Source organism: Catellatospora coxensis, from assembly GCF_016862635.1.
Taxonomy (GTDB): Bacteria; Actinomycetota; Actinomycetes; order Mycobacteriales; family Micromonosporaceae; genus Catellatospora; species Catellatospora coxensis.
Window position 1 is genome coordinate 24,392 of sequence record NZ_BONI01000054.1, and the last position, 20,230, is coordinate 44,621.

Genomic DNA, 20,230 nt, shown 5'->3' on the forward strand with positions numbered 1-20,230 from the left:
CGCTTCCACCACGGGCCGCCGGGCAGTCTCCAGCGGCCCCCGTAGACTGTGCCCGTGCCGATCGATCGCGACACCACCTGGAACACCGCCGCAGTCGGCGGTGATCCGTTGCGCGCCACCCTGGCACGGGTAGCTCCGGGCACGCCTCTGCGCGACAGCCTGGAGCGCATCCTGCGCGGCCGGACCGGCGCCCTCATCGTCCTCGGGTACGACAAACTCATCGAGACCCTGGCCACGGGCGGGTTCCCGCTCGACGTCGAGTTCTCCGCCACGCGCCTGCGTGAGCTGTGCAAGATGGACGGCGCCGTCGTGCTCTCCGCCGACGGCACCCGCATCCTGCGCGCCGCCGTACACCTGATGCCCGACGCCTCCATCCCCACCGAGGAGTCCGGCACCCGGCACCGCACCGCCGAGCGCGTCTCCAAGCAGAGCGGCTACCCGGTGATCTCGGTCAGCCAGTCGATGCACATCATCGGCGTGTACGTGGCCGGCCAGCGGCACACCCTGGACGACTCCGGTCAGATACTCTCCCGGGCCAACCAGGCCCTGGCCACCCTCGAGCGCTACAAGCTGCGCCTCGACGAGGTCAGTGGCACCCTCTCCGCCCTGGAGATCGAGGATCTGGTCACCGTCCGCGACGCCCTGGCCGTCGTACAGCGCCTCGAAATGGTCCGCCGCATCTCCGACGAGATCGCCGGCTACGTCGTCGAACTCGGCACAGACGGCCGCCTCCTGTCGCTCCAACTCGACGAGATGATGGCCGGCGTGGACGCCGACCGCACCCTCGTCATCCGCGACTACCTGCCCCCGAACCGCAAGACCAGAACCGTCGACGAGGCACTGGTCGAACTCGACCTGCTCACCGCCAGCGAACTGATCGACCTCGTCTCGGTCGCCAAGGCCATGGGCTACCCCGCCACCACCGAGGCCCTCGACGCAGCCGTCAGCCCCCGAGGCTTCCGCCTCCTGGCCCGAGTCCCCCGCCTCCCCGGCGCCATAGTCGACCGCCTCGTAGACCACTTCGGCAGCCTCCAGCGCCTCCTCGGCGCCACCGTCGAAGACCTCCAGGCCGTCGACGGCGTCGGCGACGCCCGCGCCCGGGGTGTCCGGGAAGGGCTCTCCCGGCTTGCTGAGACGTCGATCCTCGAGCGTTACGTCTAGGCCGTGACTGCGTAGGCGTTCCGCGGGGGTTGGGGTCGAGGGCTGGGGCCGCAAAGAGCGCGGCCTTTTACGCCCTCGACCCCAACCCCCGCTCCACGCCACCCTCACAAAGTAACCAGATAAAAAGAGCGCCCTTTTCCCACTAAGCAACAGCCTCCCGCCCCACCCCACGAACCCGGCTCAGGGCGTAACAGAGGACAAGCATCCGCCCCGACGAAGCCTCGGATGGTGAACGGGGGGAACTCTGCGGTTCTCCGACGACATGAGTTCGGGGCGTCAGTGGTGGTGGCTACGCGTTGCTCAGGGGACGGCATGTCGGCCGGTAAGGCTGTCGCTTTCACCTTGGGTTGCCCCACTCACCTTGACCACCGCCGGGCGTGCACCTACGGCCGGAGCGGAGCCGGGGGAATCCTCGTAGGCGCGTAAAAGGCCGCGCCCTTTGCGGCCCCAGCGCCAAGAGGATTCCCCCGGCTCCGCGACCCCACCTACGTAAGCTTCAACGTCACCGAAGCAGAAATCGCCGTCCCGACCCGCGCATACAGCCGATACTCACCAGCACCAGGAACCGGCCCATCCGGCACCCTCTTGATCGACTTCTCGCAAGCCGAACTAGAATGCCCGTTCCACACCACCGTGTACGACCGCTCATGCGCCGGCGGGAACGACCGCACCTCGTGCCCCCGCGGCCCCCCGCAGTCGTCACTCGACCAGACCTTCTCAGTGCTCTTCAGAATGCGAAGTTCCTGGAGATCCGCGCCGACGTCACGAGTGCAGGTCCGTTGCGAGACGTTCTTGATCAGCAGTGTGATGAGCAGGTCGTTGCCGCGCTTGAGAGTCGTCTGGGCGGGCTTCGCGGTCACCTTGATCTCGGTGTCCGTGCAGGCGTTCGGGTCGACCTCCCCCTCGCCTTCGCCCTCTCCCTCACCCTCCGGCGCGGTCGGCGACGGCGTCAGCTCGGAGACCGGCGTGATGACGCCGTCGGTGGGCGACGCGGTCGGGGTCCCGGTGGGCTCGACGGCTGCCGAGGCGGGCGACGCACCGGCGCTGGTGGGCGTGCCGTTGGCGGTGGGCTGCTGGGCGCCGCCGCTGCCGGTGCCGCGCACCACAAGGGTGATCATGAGTACGGCAGCCAGCAGCGCACCGAGCACCATGGCGCGGCGTCGCCAGTAGACGGCTGCGGGCAGCGGACCCACTATCAGTCTCATGATGTGCTCACGCTAGCGCCCTCGATCACGACACGCACTACGCGACACGCTCAGCGGGCGAACTCCGTGTCACAGATAGACTTTCCGCTGATAGATCGCGTGCGCTCCGCTCACCTTGTCCAAAAAGAGCAGTCCGTTGCAGTGGTCGATCTCGTGCTGGAGCGCACGGGCCTCGAAGGCATCGGTGGTGATCGTCACCTTGCGGCCGCTGCCAGGCAGTTCGCCGGTGACGACGATGCGACCGGCGCGTTTGACGTCGCCGGTGAGGTCGGGCACGGACATGCAGCCCTCGCGGCCCGGCCGCCACCGGCTGGCCTCCACGATCACCGCGTTCGCGAGCACGAACGCGCCGTGCAGGGTGGCCGCCTTGGGGTGGCCGGTGACGTCCACGGCGAACAGCTGCACGCTGACGCCGACCTGCGGGGCGGCCAGGCCGACGCAGCCGGGCGACACGGCCATGGTCGCGACCAGGTCGGCGGCGAGCGCCACGATCTGCGGGTCGGTCGGGTCCACGGGCTCGCCGACGCGGCTCAGCACCGGTTCCGGCGCGGTGACGACGGGCAGCGCCCGGCCCGTGCCCAGCGCGGTGATGTCCCAGCCTTCGATGCTCACGCCGCCTCCTCGCCGTGCCGGTCGCCGTCGTGGGTTTGCGTGCCGCTCATAAGACGTCCGCCCCGGCGGGGCGCAGGTTGACCTCGACGCCGAGTTCGTCGGCGACGTGCGCGAGCCGCTTGGTCAGCTCGCCGGGCACGCCTTCGGGCAGGTCGACCTCGGCGACGAGCAGGTACAGCGGGCCGACCAGGCGGGTGGACAGGTCGGTGACGTTGCCACCGGCGTCGGCGACGACCCGGGTCACCGCCGCGACGATGCCGAGCCGGTCCGCGCCGTGCACGCTGAGCAGGTACGGCAGGCCGCCGTTGTGCGGCGGCTCGTCGGGTCCGACGTCGCGGACCGTGACCAGCAGCTGGCCGTCCGCGGACAGCGGCAGCAGGGCGGCCTCGACCTCGGTGGCGCTGGCCTGCGCGGTGCAGATCAGGGTCATCGCGAAGTGGCCGCGCAGCCGGGTCATCGTGGAGTCGGTGAGGTTCGCGCCCAGCCTGGCCAGCGCCTCGGCGACGTCGGCGACGATCCCGGTGCGGTCCGGTCCGATCACGGTGACGGCCAGTTCGGCTCCGTGCACGTCAGTCATGCCTGCTCCTCGACGCTCGCTCCTGCGGGCATTGTGCACCAGTAGGGTGGAGCGCATGTCCGAACTCGCCTCGCTGACCACTGCGTGGTACGACGTCAACGCGCGTGATCTGCCCTGGCGGGCTCCCGAGATCGGTGCCTGGCCGGTGCTGATCAGCGAGTTCATGCTCCAGCAGACGCCTGTCGTGCGGGTGCTGCCGGTGTGGCGGGAGTGGGTGGCCCGCTGGCCCGCGCCGGCGGATCTCGCCGCGGAGGACTCGGGCGAGGCGATCCGGGCCTGGGGGCGGCTGGGCTATCCCCGGCGGGCGATGCGGCTGCACGCGTGCGCGACGGCGCTGGTGGAGCGGCACGGCGGCGAGGTGCCGCGACGGCTGGACCAGATGCTGGCGCTGCCCGGCGTCGGGGACTACACGGCGCGGGCGGTGCTGGCGTTCGCGTACGGGCAGCGCCATCCGGTGGTGGACACGAACGTGCGGCGGGTCGCGGCGCGGGCGGTGAGCGGGCTGGCCGATGCCGGCGCGGCCACCACCCCGGCGGATCTGACCCTGGTCGAGTCGCTGCTGCCGCAGAACGTGGCGGCGGCCGCGCGCGCCAGTGCCGCGTTCATGGAGCTGGGCGCGGTGCTGTGCACGGCGCGTACGCCCCGGTGCGGGGACTGCCCGCTGCGGGAGCGGTGCGCGTGGCGGCGCTCGGGCGCGGCGCTGCCGGCGGGCCCGTCCCGCAAGCCGCAGCGCTACGCGGGCACCGACCGCCAGGTGCGCGGTCTGCTGCTGGCGGTGCTGCGGCAGGCGGCGGGGCCCGTGCCGAAGCCGGCCCTGGACGTGGTGTGGCCGGATCAGGTGCAGCGGGAGCGGGCCCTGGACAGCCTGCTGGCCGACGGTCTCGTGGTGCCCCGGGGGGAGCGTTTCAGCCTGCCCGGGCGTGTTCCCGCCGATTTATGACTCGGCCTTGAACTTTCCGTGGTATTGCGGATTCACTCAGCCTGGATAGAGTCCGGGCGTGGCCTCCACCCCCGTACGCCGCGCCATTGCCGTGTTCCTGCTGACCGCCTTCCTCGCGCCCGCCGCGTGCAAGAGCGCCGGACCGGATCCGACCTTCGCCGGCCCCGAAACCAGTCCGACGCCGTCGGCCTCGCCCAGCCCCAGCGCTTCGCCCAGCCCTTCGGTGCAGGCGTCGCCCGCGGCGGTCAAGTCCCTGCAGTGGTATCTGGACAAGGCGCCCAAGTTCCCGCCCGCACCGGCCCCGCACCGGGTCAAGGTGCCGGAGAGCTCGTCGGCCATGTGGCTGTTCAAGGTGCCGACCACGAACAAGGTCGCCTTCATCACCATCGACGACGGTGCGCTGTCGCGTAAGCCGGAGGTCATCGAGTTCATCCGGCAGGCCAAGATCCCGGTGACGATGTTCCTCAACTCCCCCGCGGCCACGAAGTACACGGCGTACTTCAAGGCGATCCAGGAGGCGGGCGGCATGGTCGAGAACCACACGATCACGCACACGTCGCTGAAGGGCAAGTCGTACGACTTCCAGAAGAAGGAGATCTGCGGGTCGGCGGACAAGCTGGAGCAGCTGTTCGGCCGTCGGCCGACGCTGTTCCGGCCCCCGTTCGGCAACAAGGACGCCACGACGCTGAAGGCCGCGCACGACTGCGGGGCGCAGGCGGCGTTCTTCTGGACGCAGACGGTCGACAAGGGCATCGTGCGGTACCAGACCGCCAAGAAGGTCGTGCAGCCCGGCGACGTGCTGCTGATGCACTTCCGCCCGGCCCTGATGGACGACCTGCTGGGCGCCCTGAACGCGATCTACAAGTCGGGCCTGACGCCCGCCCTGCTGGAGGACTACATCGGCTGAGCGCATACGAAGAGGGGCACCGCTCGCGCGGTGCCCCTCTTCTCTTGCGCTCGTTTACGCGGCGGCGTCGCTGCCGACCGGCTCGGCCGGGGCCTCGGGGACCTCGGGAGCGGCCGCCTTCTGCGATGCCGCGAAGGTCAGCTTCGCCGTCTCGATCTGCTCCGGGTCGCCCTCGCAGTCGACCAGCACGTGCTGACCGGGCTTGAGCTCCTGGAACAGGATCCGCTCGCTGAGCGTGTCCTCCAGCTCGCGCTGGATCGTCCGGCGCAGCGGCCGGGCGCCCAGGACCGGGTCGAAGCCCTTCTTCGCCAGGTACTTCTTGGCGTTGTCGGTGAGCTCCAGGCCCATGTCCTTGTTGCGCAGCTGGTTCTCGATCCGCTTGATCATGATGTCCACGATCGAGAGGATCTCCACCTCGGTGAGCTGGTGGAAGACGATGGTGTCGTCGATGCGGTTCAGGAACTCCGGGCGGAAGTGCGTCTTCAGCTCGTCGTTGACCTTGACCTTCATCCGCTCGTAGTTCGACTCGGCGTCCTCGGACTTCTGGAAGCCCAGCGAGACCGCCTTGGCCACGTCCCGGGTGCCCAGGTTGGTGGTCAGGATGATCACGGTGTTCTTGAAGTCCACGATGCGGCCCTGGCCGTCGGTCAGGCGACCGTCCTCCAGGATCTGCAGCAGCGTGTTGAAGACGTCCGGGTGGGCCTTCTCGATCTCGTCGAACAGGACCACCGAGAACGGCCGGCGGCGCACCTTCTCGGTCAGCTGGCCGCCCTCGTCGTAGCCGACGTATCCGGGCGGGGCGCCGACCAGGCGGGACACCGTGTACCGGTCGTGGAACTCGGACATGTCCAGCTGGATCAGCGCGTCCTCGCTGCCGAACAGGAACTCCGCGAGCGCCTTGGACAGCTCGGTCTTACCGATGCCGGACGGGCCGGCGAAGATGAACGAGCCGGACGGGCGCTTCGGGTCCTTGAGGCCGGCCCGGGTGCGCCGGATCGCCTTGGAGACCGCCTTGACCGCGTCGATCTGGCCGACGACCCGCTTGTGCAGCTCGTCCTCCATGCGCAGCAGGCGGGAGGTCTCCTCCTCGGTCAGCTTGTACACCGGGATGCCGGTCCAGTTGGCCAGGACCTCGGCGATCTGCTCGTCGTCCACCTCGCTGACGACGTCCAGGTCACCGGCCTTCCACTGCTTCTCCCGCTCGCCCTTCTGGCCCAGGAGCTGCTTCTCCTTGTCGCGCAGCTGCGCGGCCCGCTCGAAGTCCTGCGCGTCGATCGCGGACTCCTTGTCGCGGCGCACCTGGGCGATCTTCTCGTCGAAGTCGCGCAGGTCCGGCGGCGCGGTCATGCGGCGGATGCGCATCCGGGCGCCGGCCTCGTCGATCAGGTCGATCGCCTTGTCCGGCAGGAAGCGGTCGGAGATGTACCGGTCGGCCAGGTTCGCCGCCGCGACCAGGGCCGCGTCGGTGATGGTGACCCGGTGGTGCGCCTCGTAGCGGTCGCGCAGGCCCTTGAGCATCTCGATGGTGTGCGCCACCGAGGGCTCGCCGACCTGGATCGGCTGGAAGCGGCGCTCCAGCGCGGCGTCCTTCTCCAGGTGCTTGCGGTACTCGTCCAGCGTGGTCGCGCCGATGGTCTGCAGCTCGCCGCGGGCCAGCATGGGCTTGAGGATGCTGGCGGCGTCGATCGCGCCCTCGGCGGCGCCCGCGCCGACCAGGGTGTGGATCTCGTCGATGAACAGGATGATGTCGCCGCGCGTGCGGATCTCCTTGAGCACCTTCTTCAGGCGCTCCTCGAAGTCACCGCGGTAGCGCGAGCCGGCCACCAGCGCGCCGAGGTCCAGCGTGTAGAGCTGCTTGTCCTTCAGCGTCTCGGGCACCTCGCCCTTGACGATCTTCTGGGCCAGGCCCTCGACCACGGTGGTCTTGCCGACGCCGGGCTCACCGATCAGCACCGGGTTGTTCTTGGTGCGGCGGGACAGCACCTGCATGACCCGCTCGATCTCCTTCTCCCGGCCGATCACGGGGTCGAGCTTGCCCTCCCGCGCCGACTGGGTCAGGTTGCGACCGAACTGGTCCAGCACGAGGCTGGTGGACGGAGCGGCCTCGCCGGTGGCGGTGCCGGCCGCGGCCGGCTCCTTGCCGCCCTGGTAGCCCGAGAGGAGCTGGATGACCTGCTGGCGCACCCGGTTGAGGTCGGCGCCGAGCTTCACCAGCACCTGGGCCGCGACGCCTTCGCCCTCGCGGATCAGACCGAGCAGGATGTGCTCGGTGCCGATGTAGTTGTGGCCGAGCTGCAGCGCCTCGCGCAGGGACAGCTCAAGCACCTTCTTGGCCCGCGGCGTGAACGGGATGTGCCCGCTCGGCGCCTGCTGGCCCTGGCCGATGATCTCCTCTACCTGCTGGCGCACGCCCTCCAGCGAGATGCCGAGACTTTCCAGCGCCTTCGCCGCGACGCCCTCACCCTCGTGGATGAGGCCGAGCAGGATGTGCTCCGTGCCGATGTAGTTGTGGTTGAGCATCCTGGCTTCTTCTTGGGCCAGGACGACCACCCGACGCGCCCGGTCGGTGAACCGCTCGAACATTCCCGCTCCTCACCTACGCCTCAGTTCCTCGAACCCCTGCCGGAGATCCGCGGCGGCGAAGCTGTTTCACTCACTCTAACGCCAGACCCCGACCATGTCGGCCCGCCGGAAACGCTCGTCCGGTCACCGTTGGGTAACCATCAGGTCGCTTACCGTCGACTTGAAAGCGGAGGAAACAGGGCATCTGCCCCTGCAAACCGCCGACGTGGCTGGCATCAGAGCCAACCTTGCCTCGCTCGCGGCTGTTCCGCATCCAGGACCGCTACGCGCACAGCGAAATATCGGTGTCCACATCCTGGCCGAGCCGCCCGGCGCAGGCCCGAATACATGAAAAACGGTACGAAGCGAAGGAAATACGCAACCTTCGCGTCGTACCGTCAATCCGGCAAAAGCCGCAAACCTCACAAGGACTAGCGCAGGCCCGCGGCGTAGTACGCCTCGATCACCTTTGCCGGCACCCGGCCCCGGTCGTTGACCGCCTCACCCTGTCCCTTGGCCCAATCCCGCACCCGCTGGTTGAAGGCACGCTGCTCGGCCGCAGTCGGCGCCTTCGCCTTGGGAGCCGCGGCGGGTCCACGACGACCGCTCTCCTTGCGCGCGGCGGCCACGAACGGCGCCAACGCCAGGGCCAGCTTGTCGTGGTTCGCCGGGCCGAGGTCGATCTCGTAATTGGCGCCTTCGAATCCAAACCTCACACTGCGGACGTCGCCCTCGGAACCATCGAGGTCGTCCGCCAGCACCACAATCTCGCGCCTGGCCATACGGTCATCCTTTCTCGCCGCCCCGCATCCTCCCCGTCAGTCCAGGGCGTGCCATGAATTCATAGAGGAAGCGCTCGCCAGGATAGCCACTCATTGACAGCGGATCAATTCCGGCGTGACTTATTATTCGGTATACGATCGTCGGGCGCGGCGCAAAGTCACAGAGCGACCGGGTCGATTATCCTCTGACAAGGGAAAACGGATTCTCCGCGCCATTGGGCAGGTGACCCGGACGACGGTGGATACCGGTTCCTGTGACCCGGAAGCACGGCATACCGGCGTACGAGCGCGCTCGCACAGCGCAGCCGGACGGGCACCAGCCGTTGCACCGACCCAACCATTCGCGCTCTGCGACGACACGATGACCCTGCGCGCGGCCGCCTTTCCGACCGTCGAATGCACGGCGCGCCTCGCCGCCCGCGCGGCAGCGATCGATCCAGCGCGCGCACGCCATTTCCGGCGGCCGGGCGCGGCGTATCCGCCCGGGCCCGACTGAGCCTGTCGACCGGACCACGGGAGCACCGGGCAATTCGCCCCACCGCGCGCGGCACTAGGGTTGGCCGGGCGCTATGACGACACCCACGGGAGGAACGCATGGACGACATCGAAGAGCACCGGCTCTCATTCGGCGCGGTGGCGCAGGCATACCAGCAGTCCCGGCCGAGCTATCCGGCCGAGGCGCTGGCCTGGGCGATCGGCACCGCCCCGGGCCGGGTGGTGGACCTCGGCGCGGGCACAGGGCAGCTGACCCGGGTCGCGCTGGCCGCCGGATTCGAGGTCGTGCCGGTGGAGCCGGACCCGGCCATGCGCGCCGCGCTGCACGCGGCCACCCCGGGAACCGAGGCGCGGGAAGGCTCGGCGGAGTCGATCCCGCTGCCCGACGGGTATGCCGACGCCGTCGTCGTGGGCACCGCGTACCACTGGTTCGACAAGGTGCGGGCGCACCCGGAGATCGCCCGGGTGCTGCGCCCCGACGGCGTGTTCGCGCCCCTGCGCAACGACCGCGACCTGAGCGTCGACTGGGTCCGCCGACTGGACGAGATCGTCCAGTCGGCCCGCGCCCACCGGACCGACGAGGCCGACTTCGGGCCGCTGTTCGCACCGGCCGAGTGGGCGACGTTCCGGCACGCCGTCACGCAGACCCCGCAGGGCCTGCTGGACCTCATCGCCACCCGGTCCTGGTATCTCGTCGCGACCGAGGACGTGCGGCAGCGGCTGCGCGACCAGGTGACCGACCTGTGCGCGACGCACCCCGACCTGGCCGGGCGGGAGAGCTTCGCGCTGCCCTACGTCACCACCGTGTGCCGGACGGTCAGGCGCTGACGTTCCGCTCGTACACCATGCGCAGGCCGATCAGGGTGATCATCGGCTCGTGATGGGTGATGGTGCGGCACTCGCCCATCACCACCGGCGCGAGCCCGCCCGTGGCGATCACCGCGGTCACCCCGCCCAGCTCCTCGATCATCCGCTCGACGATGCGGTCCACCTGGCCGGCGAAGCCGAAGTACATACCGGCCTGCAGGCATTCGACCGTGTTCTTGCCGATCACCGAGCGGGGCTGGGCGGGCTCGACCTTGCGCAGCTGGGCGGCCCGCGCCGCGAGCGCGTCGAACGAGATCTCGATGCCCGGGGCGAACGCGCCGCCGAGGAACTCGCCGCGGGCGCTGATCACGTCGAAGTTGGTGGTGGTGCCGAAGTCGACGACGATCGCCGGCCCGCCGAAGAGGGTGTGCGCCGCCAGCGTGTTCACCACACGGTCGGCGCCCACCTCCTTCGGGTTGTCGATGGCCAGCTGCACACCCGTCTTCACCCCCGGCTCCACCACCACCGCGGGCAGCCCCGCGTAGTAGCGGCCCAGCATGGTGCGCAGCGAGCGCAGCGCGGCGGGCACGGTCGAGCAGGCCGCCACCCCGGTGATCTCGACGTTGTCCCCGGCCAGCAGGCCGCGGAACATCAGGCCGAGCTCGTCGGCGGTGTTGCGGGCGTCGGTCTTCACCCGCCACGAGTGCACGATCTTGTCGCCCTCGAAGGTGGCGAGCACCGTGTTGGTGTTACCGATGTCGATACAGAGCAGCACCCGACGTCTACTTCCGCGCTCGGAGGTCCAAGGCGATGTCCACGATAGGCGACGAGTGGGTGAGCGCCCCCACCGACAGGTAGTCGACGCCGGTGGCCGCGTACTCGGCGGCGACCTGCAACGTCAGGCCGCCGGTGGCCTCCAGCTCGGCCCGCTCACCGACCGCCGCGACGACCTCGCGCAGCAGCTGCGGGGACATGTTGTCGCAGAGCAGGAACGTCGCCCCGGCGGCCACCGCCTCCTGCGCCTCGGCCAGCGTGGTCACCTCGACCTGCACCGGCACGTCCGGGAAGTTCTTCCGGACCAGGTCGTACGCCGCGGTGATGGAGCCCGCCGCGAGCTTGTGGTTGTCCTTGATCATGGCGACGTCGTACAGGCCCATGCGCTTGTTCGTGCCGCCCGCCGCGCGGACCGCGTACTTCTCCAGCGGCCGCAGGCCGGGGGTGGTCTTGCGGGTGTCCAGCACCAGCGCCTTGGTGCCGGCGAGCTGCTCCACCCAGCGGCGGGTGTGCGTGGCCACCCCGGACATGCGGCAGAGCACGTTGAGCGCGGTGCGCTCGGCCGACAGCAGGGTGCGGGTCGGCCCGGTGATCGTGGCGAGCACGTCGCCGCGCGCCACCGTGTCGCCGTCGGCCGCGTGCACGGTCACCTCGGCCCCCGGCCCGGCCAGCTCGAACACCAGCTCCGCCACGGCCAGCCCGGCGAGCACGCCGGCCTCCCGGGCGATCAGGTCCGCGGTGTCGACCTGGGTCTCCGGGATGGTCGCCACGCTGGTCACGTCGAGCCGGTCCGGCCCCAGGTCCTCGCGCAGCGCGTTCGCCACGATCCGCTGCACCTCGTCCGGGTCCAGCCCCGCCTTGAGCAGCTGCGCCTGCGTCGTGTCCCTCACGCCATCGCCTCCCACGTATCCGTCGTCGTGCCGTCCTCGGCGAAGCCGGGGAACAGGTGCCCCCGCCAGCCGTCGTCCGCCTCTGCATGATCCTCGCGCCAGTGGCACCCGCGCGTCTCGGCGCGCAGGGACGCCGACGCGACCAGGGCGCTCGCCACCGTCAGCAGGTTCGCGAACTCCCAGCCCGCGGTGCGCCCCGGCAGCGGCGGCGTGCCCACTTCGCGAAGCACCCGGGCCGTCTCGGCCAGCGTCTCCGCGCTGCGCAGCACGCCCGCGCCCCGGGTCATCGCCCGCTGCAGCTCCCGCCGGCGCTCGGCCAGGTCCACCGGGGGCCCGCCCGCGGCGACCAGGCCGTGCGGTGTCCAGGCCAGACCGCCGGCTGCCGGATCGCCCAGCAGGCCGGCCGGCCTGGCCGGCACCTCGGCATCCGAGCCGCCGGACGACGCGGTCGCCGGGGTCTGCGGCGAAGCGCCCGTCGGTGCCTCCGGAACACCGGCCGGGTCGTCGAGCACCGGGTCGGTCTGCGGCGGCAGGTCGCGGGTGATGTCCGCGGCGATGCGGCGGGCGAAGACCAGGCCTTCCAGCAGCGAGTTCGAGGCCAGGCGGTTCGCGCCGTGCACGCCGGTGCAGGCGACCTCGCCGCAGGCGTACAGGCCGGGGATGCTGGTGCGGCCGTCCAGGTCGGTGCGGACCCCGCCGGAGGCGTAGTGCGCGGCCGGGGCCACCGGGATCAGGTCCACCGTCGGGTCCACACCCGCAGCCAGGCAGTACGCCGTGATCGTCGGGAACCGGTGGGCGAGGTCGGGCACGTGCCGGGCGTCCAGATAGACGTGATCGGTGCCCGAGGCCAGCATCTGCCGGTGGATGCCCTTGGCGACGACGTCGCGGGGCGCGAGCTCGGCCAGCTCGTGCTGCCCGACCATGAACCGCTTGCCGTCCCCGTCGACCAGATACGCCCCCTCGCCCCGCAGCGCCTCGCTGACCAGCGGCTGCTGCGCGGTCCGGTTGTTCGGCAGGTAGAGCGACGTCGGGTGGAACTGCACGAACTCCAGGTCGGTGACGTCCGCCCCGGCCCGCAGCGCCAGCGCGACGCCGTCGCCGGTGGACACGATCGGGTTGGTGGTGGCCGCGAAGATCTGGCCCAGCCCGCCGGTGGCGAGCACCACGGCGCGGGCGAGCACGGCTCCGACGCCGTCCTCGGTGCCCTCGCCGAGCACGTGCAGGGTCACTCCGCAGGCCCGGCCCGCGGCGTCGCGCAGCAGGTCGAGCACCAGCGCGTGCTCGACGAGGCGGATCCACGGGTCGCGGCGCACCGCGGCGTGCAGCGCCCGCTGCACCTCGGCGCCGGTCGCGTCGCCGCCCGCGTGCACGATGCGGTTGGCGTGGTGGCCGCCCTCACGGGTCAGCATCAGCGAGCCGTCCGGGTGGCGGTCGAACTCCGCGCCCATCTTGATCAGTTCGCGTACCCGGGCCGGGCCCTCGGTGACCAGCACGTCGACCGCGGCGGGGTCGCACAGGCCGACGCCCGCGACCAGGGTGTCCTGAGCATGGGCGGCCGGGGTGTCCAGCGGGTCCAGCACGGCCGCGATGCCGCCCTGGGCCCAGCGGGTGGAGCCGTCATCGATATTGACCTTGGTCACCACGGTGACGTGCAGGCCTGCCTCACGCAGGTGCAGCGCCGCGGTCAGGCCGGCGATGCCGGACCCGATCACCACCACGTCGGTGGGTTCGAACCAGCTCGCGGGCCGCGCGGGCAACGCCCGGGGCAACACCGGAAGATCAACCGGGACTGTCAACGCCTTGCGCACCAGCACAGTCAACCGCGCCGCAGCCCGCCGTTCACCCTCGACCCCACGTGACACCCCTCACCCGCCCCCGGCACAGGGCCGGGGACGGGTGCGAATGTCGGGTCAGTTGGTCGGCAGGACCTTCGTGCCGCCGTTGCGGAGCGACTTCGTGAGCTTCTTCTTGTCCAGCCAGAGGTGGCAGCGGACGCCGTGGTCGCCGGCCTCCCAGTCGGACTTCGACGGCCAGTTCCACACCACACCGGTGCGGTAGCTGATGTTCGAGTCGTTGGGCACCTTCACGAACTTGGCGACCAGCGTGCGGCACTCCTTGGCGATCCGCGTCTTCATGCCGCTCAGGCTGCTGAAGGCGGTGGTGCCCGCGTTCCACACGCCGACGAACTCGGCGTTGTGGGCCTTGTTGCAGGCGGTCGCGACCAGCCTGGAGCCGTACTGGTAGCAGCCGAACTTCAGCGCGGACACCTTGGTGAACTCGCCCTTGAGCGAGGCGGTACGGGCCACCGGGTCGCCGTACTGGCCGTCCAGCGCGGTCAGCTCGCAGCGGTACCAGCGCGCGCCGCCGTCCCAGCCGGCCGGCGACGGCACCGAGACGCCGAACCACAGGGCGCCGGAGCGCCAGTCGCCGCCGAGGAAGTCGTTGACGCGCTTGTCGCAGTCGGCCCAGGCCGCGCGCATGTCCGGCGAGCCCTCCGACGGCACCGTGGTGCGCGAGGCCGCCTCGCCGGTGAAGTCGGCGACGGCAACGGTCTCGTAGGTGTGGCTCTGGTCACACTCGACCGGCTTGTACGACGAGCGGTAGCTGACGTCGCGGAAGCCGTCGGCGCACTTGGCCTCCTCAGGACGCCAGCTCTGCGCGGCGGGCATCGCCGCCCACTGGTTGGTGAGGTCGCCGTCGGCTCCCGCCGGCAGCTGCCCCCCGCAGGCCGATGTGGCCAGCAGGGCAGCCGTGACCAGCACGACCCCTGCGACCCTACGGCCGATCACCTCACGCATCAGTGCCTCCCCAAGCCATGCCGAACATGAATGGGGAGCATATTTCATGCACGCCAGCGGGTTCGACGCGTATCCGGTCCACCGGTCAGCCGGGGATGCCCTTGCCCGCGGTGCCCTTGGCCGAGCCGGTCATCTTCTTGGTCTCCAGCCACAGGTAACAGCGCACGCCGCGGTCGCCGCCGGCCCAGGTCGCCTTGCTGTACGGCCACGAGATCACGCCGTACTTGCTGGTCGCGCTCACGCTGACGCCGATGAACGTGGCCATCGCCTTGCGGCAGTTGTCGTGGAAGTAGTCCCAGTCCGCCTCGCTCGCCGGGTACTTGCGGTTGGCCGCGGCGGTGAAGGTGCCGACGTACTCCGCGTTGTGCGACTTGGCGCAGTCGGTCTCCGGCATGGTGTCCACCGAGCCGTTCTTGCCGCTCTCGGCGAAGCAGGTGAGCAGCAGCGGTGCCGGCAGCGAGCCGCGCAGGCTGCCGGTGCGGCGGACCCAGTCGGCCTTGTCGGTGACCGTGGTCAGCTCGTTGAGCTCGCAGCGGTACCACCGGGCACCGCCCTGCCAGGCCGCGGCCGAGGGCAGGGTCAGGTCGAGGGTGAGGCGGCCGTCGCGCCACTGCCGGCCGACGAACGCGGTGGCCCGCTCGTCGCACTCGGCGAACGCGCCCGCGACCGCGGCGTCGTCGGCCTCCGGCGGACCGGCCAGCGCGGCGGCGGCGCCGGTCAGCGTGCCGACGTAGACCGTCTCGCCGTAGTGCTCCGTGGCGCAGTCGACCGGCCGGTACGCGGTGGCCCGGCCGGTCTGCTCGTACGCCTTCTCATGGCACACCTCGGCGCTGGGCGTGAACACCTGCGCCGCGGGCAGGCTCGCCCAGTCGTCGGCGAGCTTGCCGTCCACGCCGGGAACCGGCGAGGAACAGCCGGCCAGCGCCAACGGAGCCGCCAGTGCGCAGACGGCCGCACCGGCGGCGATCCTCCGCCTCCATGCCATGTGTCGTCCCTCCCAGACGTCCGCCCGGGAGCCTAACGGACGGAAGGCGGCCGCAACAGCGGTGCTGTCGGCCTTCTACCAGCCCGGAACGCCCTTGCCCTTGGTCCCCTTGGCCGACTTCTTCATCGTCTTGCCGTCGTAGAAGAAGATCGCGCAGCGGACCATGTGGTCGCCGGCGGCCCAGGACTCCGCGCTGTTCGGGCTGGAGATGACGCCGATCCGGCTCGCGCTGCTCGCGCTGACGCCCAGGAACTTCGCGGCCAGGTCCTGGCACTTGTCGTGGATGACGTTCCATTGCCGGTCGGACTTCGGGTACGCCGTGCTCAGGCTCGCCCGGTAGGCGCCGACGAACTCGCTGTTGTGCGCCTTGCCGCAGGCCACCTCGGGCATCTTGACGATGGTCTCGCCCTTGTCCTGGGAGTGCGTGCAGCCGACCAGCAGCGCGGCCGGCACGTCGCCCTTCAGGCTGCCGGTGCGCTGCACCCAGTCCCGCTCGTCGAACACCGAGGAGACCTCGGCGAGGTCGCACCGGAACCAGCGCGCGCCGCCGTCCCAGGCGGTCGGGGTCGGCACGGCCAGCGTCATCTCCAGGCGCGCCAGGCTCCAGGCGCGGCCCAGGTAGGTCGCGGCCTCCTTGTCGCACTCGGCGAGCGCCGCGGCGTTGTCCTTCGGGCCGGGCGAGGTCGTCAGGCCCTTGAACTCGCCGACGTGCACGACCTCGCCGTAGTGCGACTTGGCGCAGTCGACGACCGCGTCGGTGTAGCGGCCGGTGTCCCTGGACACGACGCCGAGGCAGACGCCCGCCTCGGGCACCCAGCCCTTGACGTCGGCGACCTTCACCCAGTCGTCGGTCAGCTTCTGGTCCACCTCGGCCGGCAGCGCGGTCCCGCAGCCGGCCAGCGCCAGATTCGTCAACAGTGCGGCCAGCATCGTGCCGACCGTAAGGCGTCCCCGCATCGCCCATCCTCCCAGGTCATAGAGCCTGGGCGAGCCTAAGCGATGGTCATCGTGACCGGATCGGCCTAACGGCCGAGAGCCGGATCACATCCGATGTACGAATCCGCAGCTAGAGGTGGGCAACACAGCCAAAGCGATCGATCTAACGGCTCATCGTCAGGTCGCCGCGGACGACGTCGCCCACCATGCCGGGCACGGCCTCGGCCGGGTCCGCGCCGAGCGAGATGATCCGGTTGTCCGCGTCCACGTGCACCACCCGCGGGGTGTACGAGCGGGCGGTGGCCTCGTCGGCCTGCGCGTACGAGATGAGGATGACCAGGTCACCGGGCTTGACCAGGTGCGCCGCCGCGCCGTTGATGCCGATCACGCCGGTGCCCCGCTCGCCCGGGATGACGTACGTCTCCAGCCGCGCCCCGTTGGTGATGTCCACGATCGCGACCTGCTCGCCGGCCAGCAGGTCGGCGGCGTCCATCAGATCCTCGTCGATGGTGACCGAGCCGACGTAGTGCAGGTCGGCCTGGGTCACCGTGGCACGGTGGATCTTGGACTTGAACATGGTGCGCAGGAACATCAGGCCGGCTCTTCCTCGGTCGTCGTGGCCGCACCGTCCAGCTGGACGGGCAGGTTGTCGATCAGCCGGGTCGTGCCGACGCGGGCCGCGACCAGCAGCCGCGCCTGTCCCGGACCCGGATCTTCGCTCAGGTCGACCCCACGCAGGGCCAGGTAGTCCACGTCCACGCCGGCCAGCTCGGCCCGCGCGGCGGCCAGCACCGCCGCGGGCTCCCGCCGGGCGGCCCCCGCCCGCAGCGCCCGGGACAGGGCGAGCGCGGTCTCCCGTTCCGCCCCGCTCAGGTAGCGGTTGCGGCTGGACAGGGCCAGCCCGTCCGGCTCCCGGACCGTCGGCACCCCGACGATCTCCACCCCGAGTTCCAGGTCGTGCACCATGGCCTTGATCAGCGTGAGCTGCTGGTAGTCCTTCTCCCCGAAGAACGCCAGGTCCGGGCGGGTGAGCAGGAGCAGCTTGCCGACCACGGTCAGCACGCCCGCGAAGTGGCCGGGGCGCACCGCCCCCTCCAGCACCTCGCCCAGCGGGCCCGGGTGCACGGTCACCTGCGGCCGGCCGCCCGGGTACATCACCTCGGGGGTCGGCGCGAAGACCAGGTCCACGCCCTCGGCCGCGCACACCGCCAGGTCGGCGTCGAAGGTGCGCGGGTAGCGGGCCAGGTCCTCGTTCGGGCCGAACTGCAGCGGGTTCACGAAGATCGTGGCCAGCACGACATCGGCGTGCTGGCGGGCCTCCCGCAGCAGCGTGGCGTGGCCCTCGTGGAGCGCGCCCATGGTCATCACCACGGCGACCGAGCCCCGCGCGGCCGAGCGGGCCGCGGCCAGCTCCTCGCGGGTGCGTACGACGGCGGTCACTTGGCCGCCTCGCCGAGCTGCCCGGCGTCGGCGGCGGCCGGATCGGCCAGCACACCCAGCAGCGGCTCGGCGTCGACCGGGCGCAGCCGACCGTTCGCGATCACGCGGTCCGCGGTGCGCCGGGCGAGCGCGACGTACGCCGGGAGCGAGTCGGGGGCGGTGCGGGCCAGCTCCTGCACGTGCCGGGCGACGGTGCCCGCGTCACCGCGCGACACCGGTCCGGTGATGGCCGAGTCGCCCATGCGCAGCGCGTTCTCCAGCGCGGCCGTGAGCAGCGGGCCGAGCACCTTCTCCGGGCTCAGCACGCCCGCGTCGCGCAGCCGGTCGGCCGCCTCGTTGACGAGGGTGACCAGGTGGTTCGCGCCGTGGGCTAGGCCCGCGTGGTAGAGCGCGCGGCGGTCCTCGGCGATCCACTCCGGGCTGCCGGCCAGGTCGGCGACGAGCGCCTGGGCCAGGGCCCGCACGGTGCCGTCGGCGGCGGTGATCCCGTACGAGATGCCGGGCAGCCGGTCGAGGTCGGCGGCGGTGCCGGTGAAGGTCATCGCGGGGTGCAGCGCCAGCGCGCGAGCGCCGACCGCGGTGGCCGGGGCCAGCACGGCCAGCCCGTGCGCACCCGAGGTGTGCGCCACGACCTGGCCCGGTCGCAGCGCGCCGGTGGCGGCCAGCCCGGTCACGACGCCGGCCAGCGCGTCGTCGGGCACTGCGATGATCAGCAGATCGGTCGCGGCGCGGGCCACCTCGTCGGCGGGAAGATTCTGCGCACCCGGGAGCAGGGTGCGGATGCGGTGCTTGGCCGCGGCGGACACGCCCGAAGCGGCGACTACCCGATGCCCCGCGCCCCGCAGGGCGGCGGCGAGGACCGCGCCGACCCGGCCGGCGCCGATCACACCGATGGTGAGCTCAGCACTCATGATCTGATCCAGTCCTCTTCTTCGGGGTACCGGTCGGGGCAAGTATGACCCCGTGTCCTGATCACTGGACAGAGACTGTGCGAAACCGCACTGCCGCACGACGTTCACATCTGCACAACGAGAAGCGCCCCCGGAACCACGTCCCGGGAGCGCCTTTCGTGACCGCGATCTCGCAGCTCAGTGCTTGTTCAGGAAGCCTGCGTCGAGGAACTTGACGTTGGTCGCGGCCCGGTCGCCGGACGGGGTCTCCTGGCCGTCGTGCACCACCAGCAGGCCGCCGGGGAAGCCGGGCAGCGGCGTGTTCACCACCGCCGCGCCGTCGCACTCCTGGGAGCCGTCGACCCGGCCGTCGACCACCGCGAAGCGGCCGGTGGGGCGCAGAGTCAGCCGGTCGTACGTGTAGAAGGTGTCATCGCCCTGCGAGGAGACCAGCAGCGTGCCGTCGTACCGGCCGGTCTTGAAGATCGTCACGCCCTCGACGTCGGCGGCGATGCGCCCGCCCTCGCCCGGGTCCGCCGACCAGTCGACCGTGCACTCCTCGGTCTCCGGGTCGTAGACCGCCGGGACGCCGTACTCCCGGGTGCGCTCGACCATGCGCGGCGTGTAGCCGAAGCGGCCGCCCGTGACCGAGACCCGCCACAGCGCCACGTCCTCCTGCGCGGCGTAGAGCACGCCCAGCGCCGGGTCCACCGTCATGCCCTCGACCTGCGGCAGCTCGCCCGGCTCCAGGCACGGCGTCCAGGAGCCGCCGCCGCGCAGCGCGAACGTGTCCGGCAGCAGCAGCCGGTCGACGCGCTGGTAGCTCACCTTCGCGCCCTTGGCGACCAGGCGGAACATACCCAGCTCGGGGGTGTGCCGGCGGCTCGCGATCGCCAGGAAGTCCCGGCCGTCGCGGAACGTGGCCAGCCCGTACGCGGTGGCCTGCTCGTTGACCTCCTCCTGGGTGCTGTTGAAGGCGAACGGCGCGTCCGGCGCGGTCACGTCGGTCAGCACGCCGTCGTCGATGCGGTAGAAGCGCAGCTTGTCGCGGCCCCGGTCGGTGACCACGGCCAGGTCGACCAGGCGCCCGTGCAGCGGGAAGCCGGACACCAGGTCGACGTTGTTGAACCGGCCCGGCTCGTCGTCCGGACCCGGCGCGTCCGGCGTGGCGAACGACTGGGTCTCGCGTCCCCGCAGGTCGTAGACGCGCAGGCCGCCGTTCTTCGCGGTCACGATGACCCGGCTGCGGGCCTTGTCCCGCTCGTTGACCCAGATCGCCGGGTCGTCCGCGTCGGCGTCGCCGCCGGCCTCGTCGTCGTACAGCGCGGGGGTCTCGAACTTCGCGGTGACGGTGCGCGGCACCGGCGTGGTCTCCGCCGCGGCCACACCGGGCAGCGCGGTCGCCGCCAGGGTTCCGGCCGCGAGGCAGGTGAGAATACGTCGCATGGGCCGGACCGTAGATTCGGCAG

Annotated in this window: 19 protein-coding genes; 4 read left to right on the plus strand and 15 right to left on the minus strand. The window is 71.1% G+C overall.

The window, feature by feature from the left end; all coding sequences use genetic code 11:
* Nucleotides 1-54 precede the first annotated feature (54 nt).
* A complete protein-coding gene (disA, locus tag Cco03nite_RS27740; protein WP_373314343.1) occupies nt 55-1,161 on the plus strand; it encodes a DNA integrity scanning diadenylate cyclase DisA in 1,107 nt (368 codons plus the stop codon).
* A 485-nt stretch (nt 1,162-1,646) separates the two neighbouring features.
* Here the strand turns inward: disA and Cco03nite_RS27745 are convergent, their stop codons facing one another.
* The 3 genes from Cco03nite_RS27745 to Cco03nite_RS27755 all read right to left on the minus strand — a co-directional run bounded on the left by Cco03nite_RS27745 (nt 1,647) and on the right by Cco03nite_RS27755 (nt 3,555).
* Nucleotides 1,647-2,366, minus strand: a complete 720-nt coding sequence (locus tag Cco03nite_RS27745) for a hypothetical protein (RefSeq protein WP_203695237.1) — start codon at nt 2,364-2,366, stop codon at nt 1,647-1,649.
* Between the two features lie 69 nt (nt 2,367-2,435).
* The gene (gene def / locus Cco03nite_RS27750) at nt 2,436-2,978 is read right to left on the minus strand and encodes a peptide deformylase (protein ID WP_203695238.1); all 543 of its coding nucleotides are present in this window, start codon (nt 2,976-2,978) and stop codon (nt 2,436-2,438) included.
* 46 nt (nt 2,979-3,024) lie between these two features.
* On the minus strand, nt 3,025-3,555 hold the full coding sequence (locus Cco03nite_RS27755; protein WP_203695240.1) for a glycine cleavage system transcriptional repressor: 531 nt from the start codon (nt 3,553-3,555) through the stop codon (nt 3,025-3,027).
* A 55-nt stretch (nt 3,556-3,610) separates the two neighbouring features.
* On the opposite strand from Cco03nite_RS27755, the gene Cco03nite_RS27760 reads away from it, so the two are divergent.
* Together Cco03nite_RS27760 and Cco03nite_RS27765 are read left to right on the plus strand one after the other, a co-directional pair.
* Nucleotides 3,611-4,495: an iron-sulfur binding domain-containing protein gene (locus Cco03nite_RS27760; RefSeq protein ID WP_203695242.1), complete on the plus strand. Its 885-nt coding sequence runs from the start codon at nt 3,611-3,613 to the stop codon at nt 4,493-4,495.
* 58 nt (nt 4,496-4,553) lie between these two features.
* A complete protein-coding gene (locus tag Cco03nite_RS27765) occupies nt 4,554-5,402 on the plus strand; it encodes a polysaccharide deacetylase family protein (RefSeq protein WP_203695244.1) in 849 nt (282 codons plus the stop codon).
* Between the two features lie 54 nt (nt 5,403-5,456).
* Here the strand turns inward: Cco03nite_RS27765 and Cco03nite_RS27770 are convergent, their stop codons facing one another.
* Both Cco03nite_RS27770 and Cco03nite_RS27775 read right to left on the minus strand, forming a co-directional pair.
* Nucleotides 5,457-7,985, minus strand: coding sequence for an ATP-dependent Clp protease ATP-binding subunit (locus Cco03nite_RS27770; protein ID WP_203695246.1), 2,529 nt, complete (start codon nt 7,983-7,985; stop codon nt 5,457-5,459).
* 410 nt (nt 7,986-8,395) lie between these two features.
* Nucleotides 8,396-8,746 carry a histone-like nucleoid-structuring protein Lsr2 gene (locus Cco03nite_RS27775; protein ID WP_203695248.1) on the minus strand — a complete coding sequence of 117 codons (351 nt, stop codon included), beginning with the start codon at nt 8,744-8,746 and terminating at the stop codon, nt 8,396-8,398.
* A gap of 594 nt (nt 8,747-9,340) precedes the next feature.
* Between Cco03nite_RS27775 and Cco03nite_RS27780 the strand changes: the two genes are divergently transcribed.
* The gene (locus tag Cco03nite_RS27780) at nt 9,341-10,069 is read left to right on the plus strand and encodes a class I SAM-dependent methyltransferase (protein ID WP_203695250.1); all 729 of its coding nucleotides are present in this window, start codon (nt 9,341-9,343) and stop codon (nt 10,067-10,069) included.
* Here Cco03nite_RS27780 and Cco03nite_RS27785 read toward each other — a convergent pair.
* The 10 genes from Cco03nite_RS27785 to Cco03nite_RS27830 all read right to left on the minus strand — a co-directional run bounded on the left by Cco03nite_RS27785 (nt 10,059) and on the right by Cco03nite_RS27830 (nt 20,207).
* On the minus strand, nt 10,059-10,823 hold the full coding sequence (locus tag Cco03nite_RS27785; protein WP_203695252.1) for a type III pantothenate kinase: 765 nt from the start codon (nt 10,821-10,823) through the stop codon (nt 10,059-10,061). The genes Cco03nite_RS27780 and Cco03nite_RS27785 overlap by 11 nt on opposite strands.
* Before the next feature lie 7 nt (nt 10,824-10,830).
* Entirely contained in the window at nt 10,831-11,712 is an 882-nt protein-coding gene (nadC, locus tag Cco03nite_RS27790) for a carboxylating nicotinate-nucleotide diphosphorylase (protein WP_203695254.1), read from the minus strand.
* A complete protein-coding gene (locus Cco03nite_RS27795; protein WP_203695299.1) occupies nt 11,709-13,508 on the minus strand; it encodes an L-aspartate oxidase in 1,800 nt (599 codons plus the stop codon). Before Cco03nite_RS27795 ends, nadC begins: the two co-directional genes overlap by 4 nt.
* A 114-nt stretch (nt 13,509-13,622) precedes the next feature.
* The gene (locus Cco03nite_RS27800) at nt 13,623-14,510 is read right to left on the minus strand and encodes a septum formation family protein (protein WP_203695256.1); all 888 of its coding nucleotides are present in this window, start codon (nt 14,508-14,510) and stop codon (nt 13,623-13,625) included.
* A gap of 85 nt (nt 14,511-14,595) precedes the next feature.
* Nucleotides 14,596-15,495: a septum formation family protein gene (locus tag Cco03nite_RS27805; protein ID WP_203695258.1), complete on the minus strand. Its 900-nt coding sequence runs from the start codon at nt 15,493-15,495 to the stop codon at nt 14,596-14,598.
* A gap of 75 nt (nt 15,496-15,570) precedes the next feature.
* A complete protein-coding gene (locus tag Cco03nite_RS27810) occupies nt 15,571-16,452 on the minus strand; it encodes a septum formation family protein (protein WP_203695260.1) in 882 nt (293 codons plus the stop codon).
* A 142-nt stretch (nt 16,453-16,594) separates the two neighbouring features.
* A complete protein-coding gene (panD, locus tag Cco03nite_RS27815) occupies nt 16,595-17,023 on the minus strand; it encodes an aspartate 1-decarboxylase (protein ID WP_203695262.1) in 429 nt (142 codons plus the stop codon).
* Entirely contained in the window at nt 17,023-17,871 is an 849-nt protein-coding gene (gene panC / locus Cco03nite_RS27820) for a pantoate--beta-alanine ligase (RefSeq protein ID WP_203695264.1), read from the minus strand. Before panC ends, panD begins: the two co-directional genes overlap by 1 nt.
* The gene (locus Cco03nite_RS27825) at nt 17,868-18,782 is read right to left on the minus strand and encodes a Rossmann-like and DUF2520 domain-containing protein (protein WP_203695266.1); all 915 of its coding nucleotides are present in this window, start codon (nt 18,780-18,782) and stop codon (nt 17,868-17,870) included. Before Cco03nite_RS27825 ends, panC begins: the two co-directional genes overlap by 4 nt.
* Nucleotides 18,783-18,959: 177 nt before the next feature.
* Nucleotides 18,960-20,207 carry a phytase gene (locus tag Cco03nite_RS27830; RefSeq protein WP_203695268.1) on the minus strand — a complete coding sequence of 416 codons (1,248 nt, stop codon included), beginning with the start codon at nt 20,205-20,207 and terminating at the stop codon, nt 18,960-18,962.
* Nucleotides 20,208-20,230: the final 23 nt, after the last annotated feature.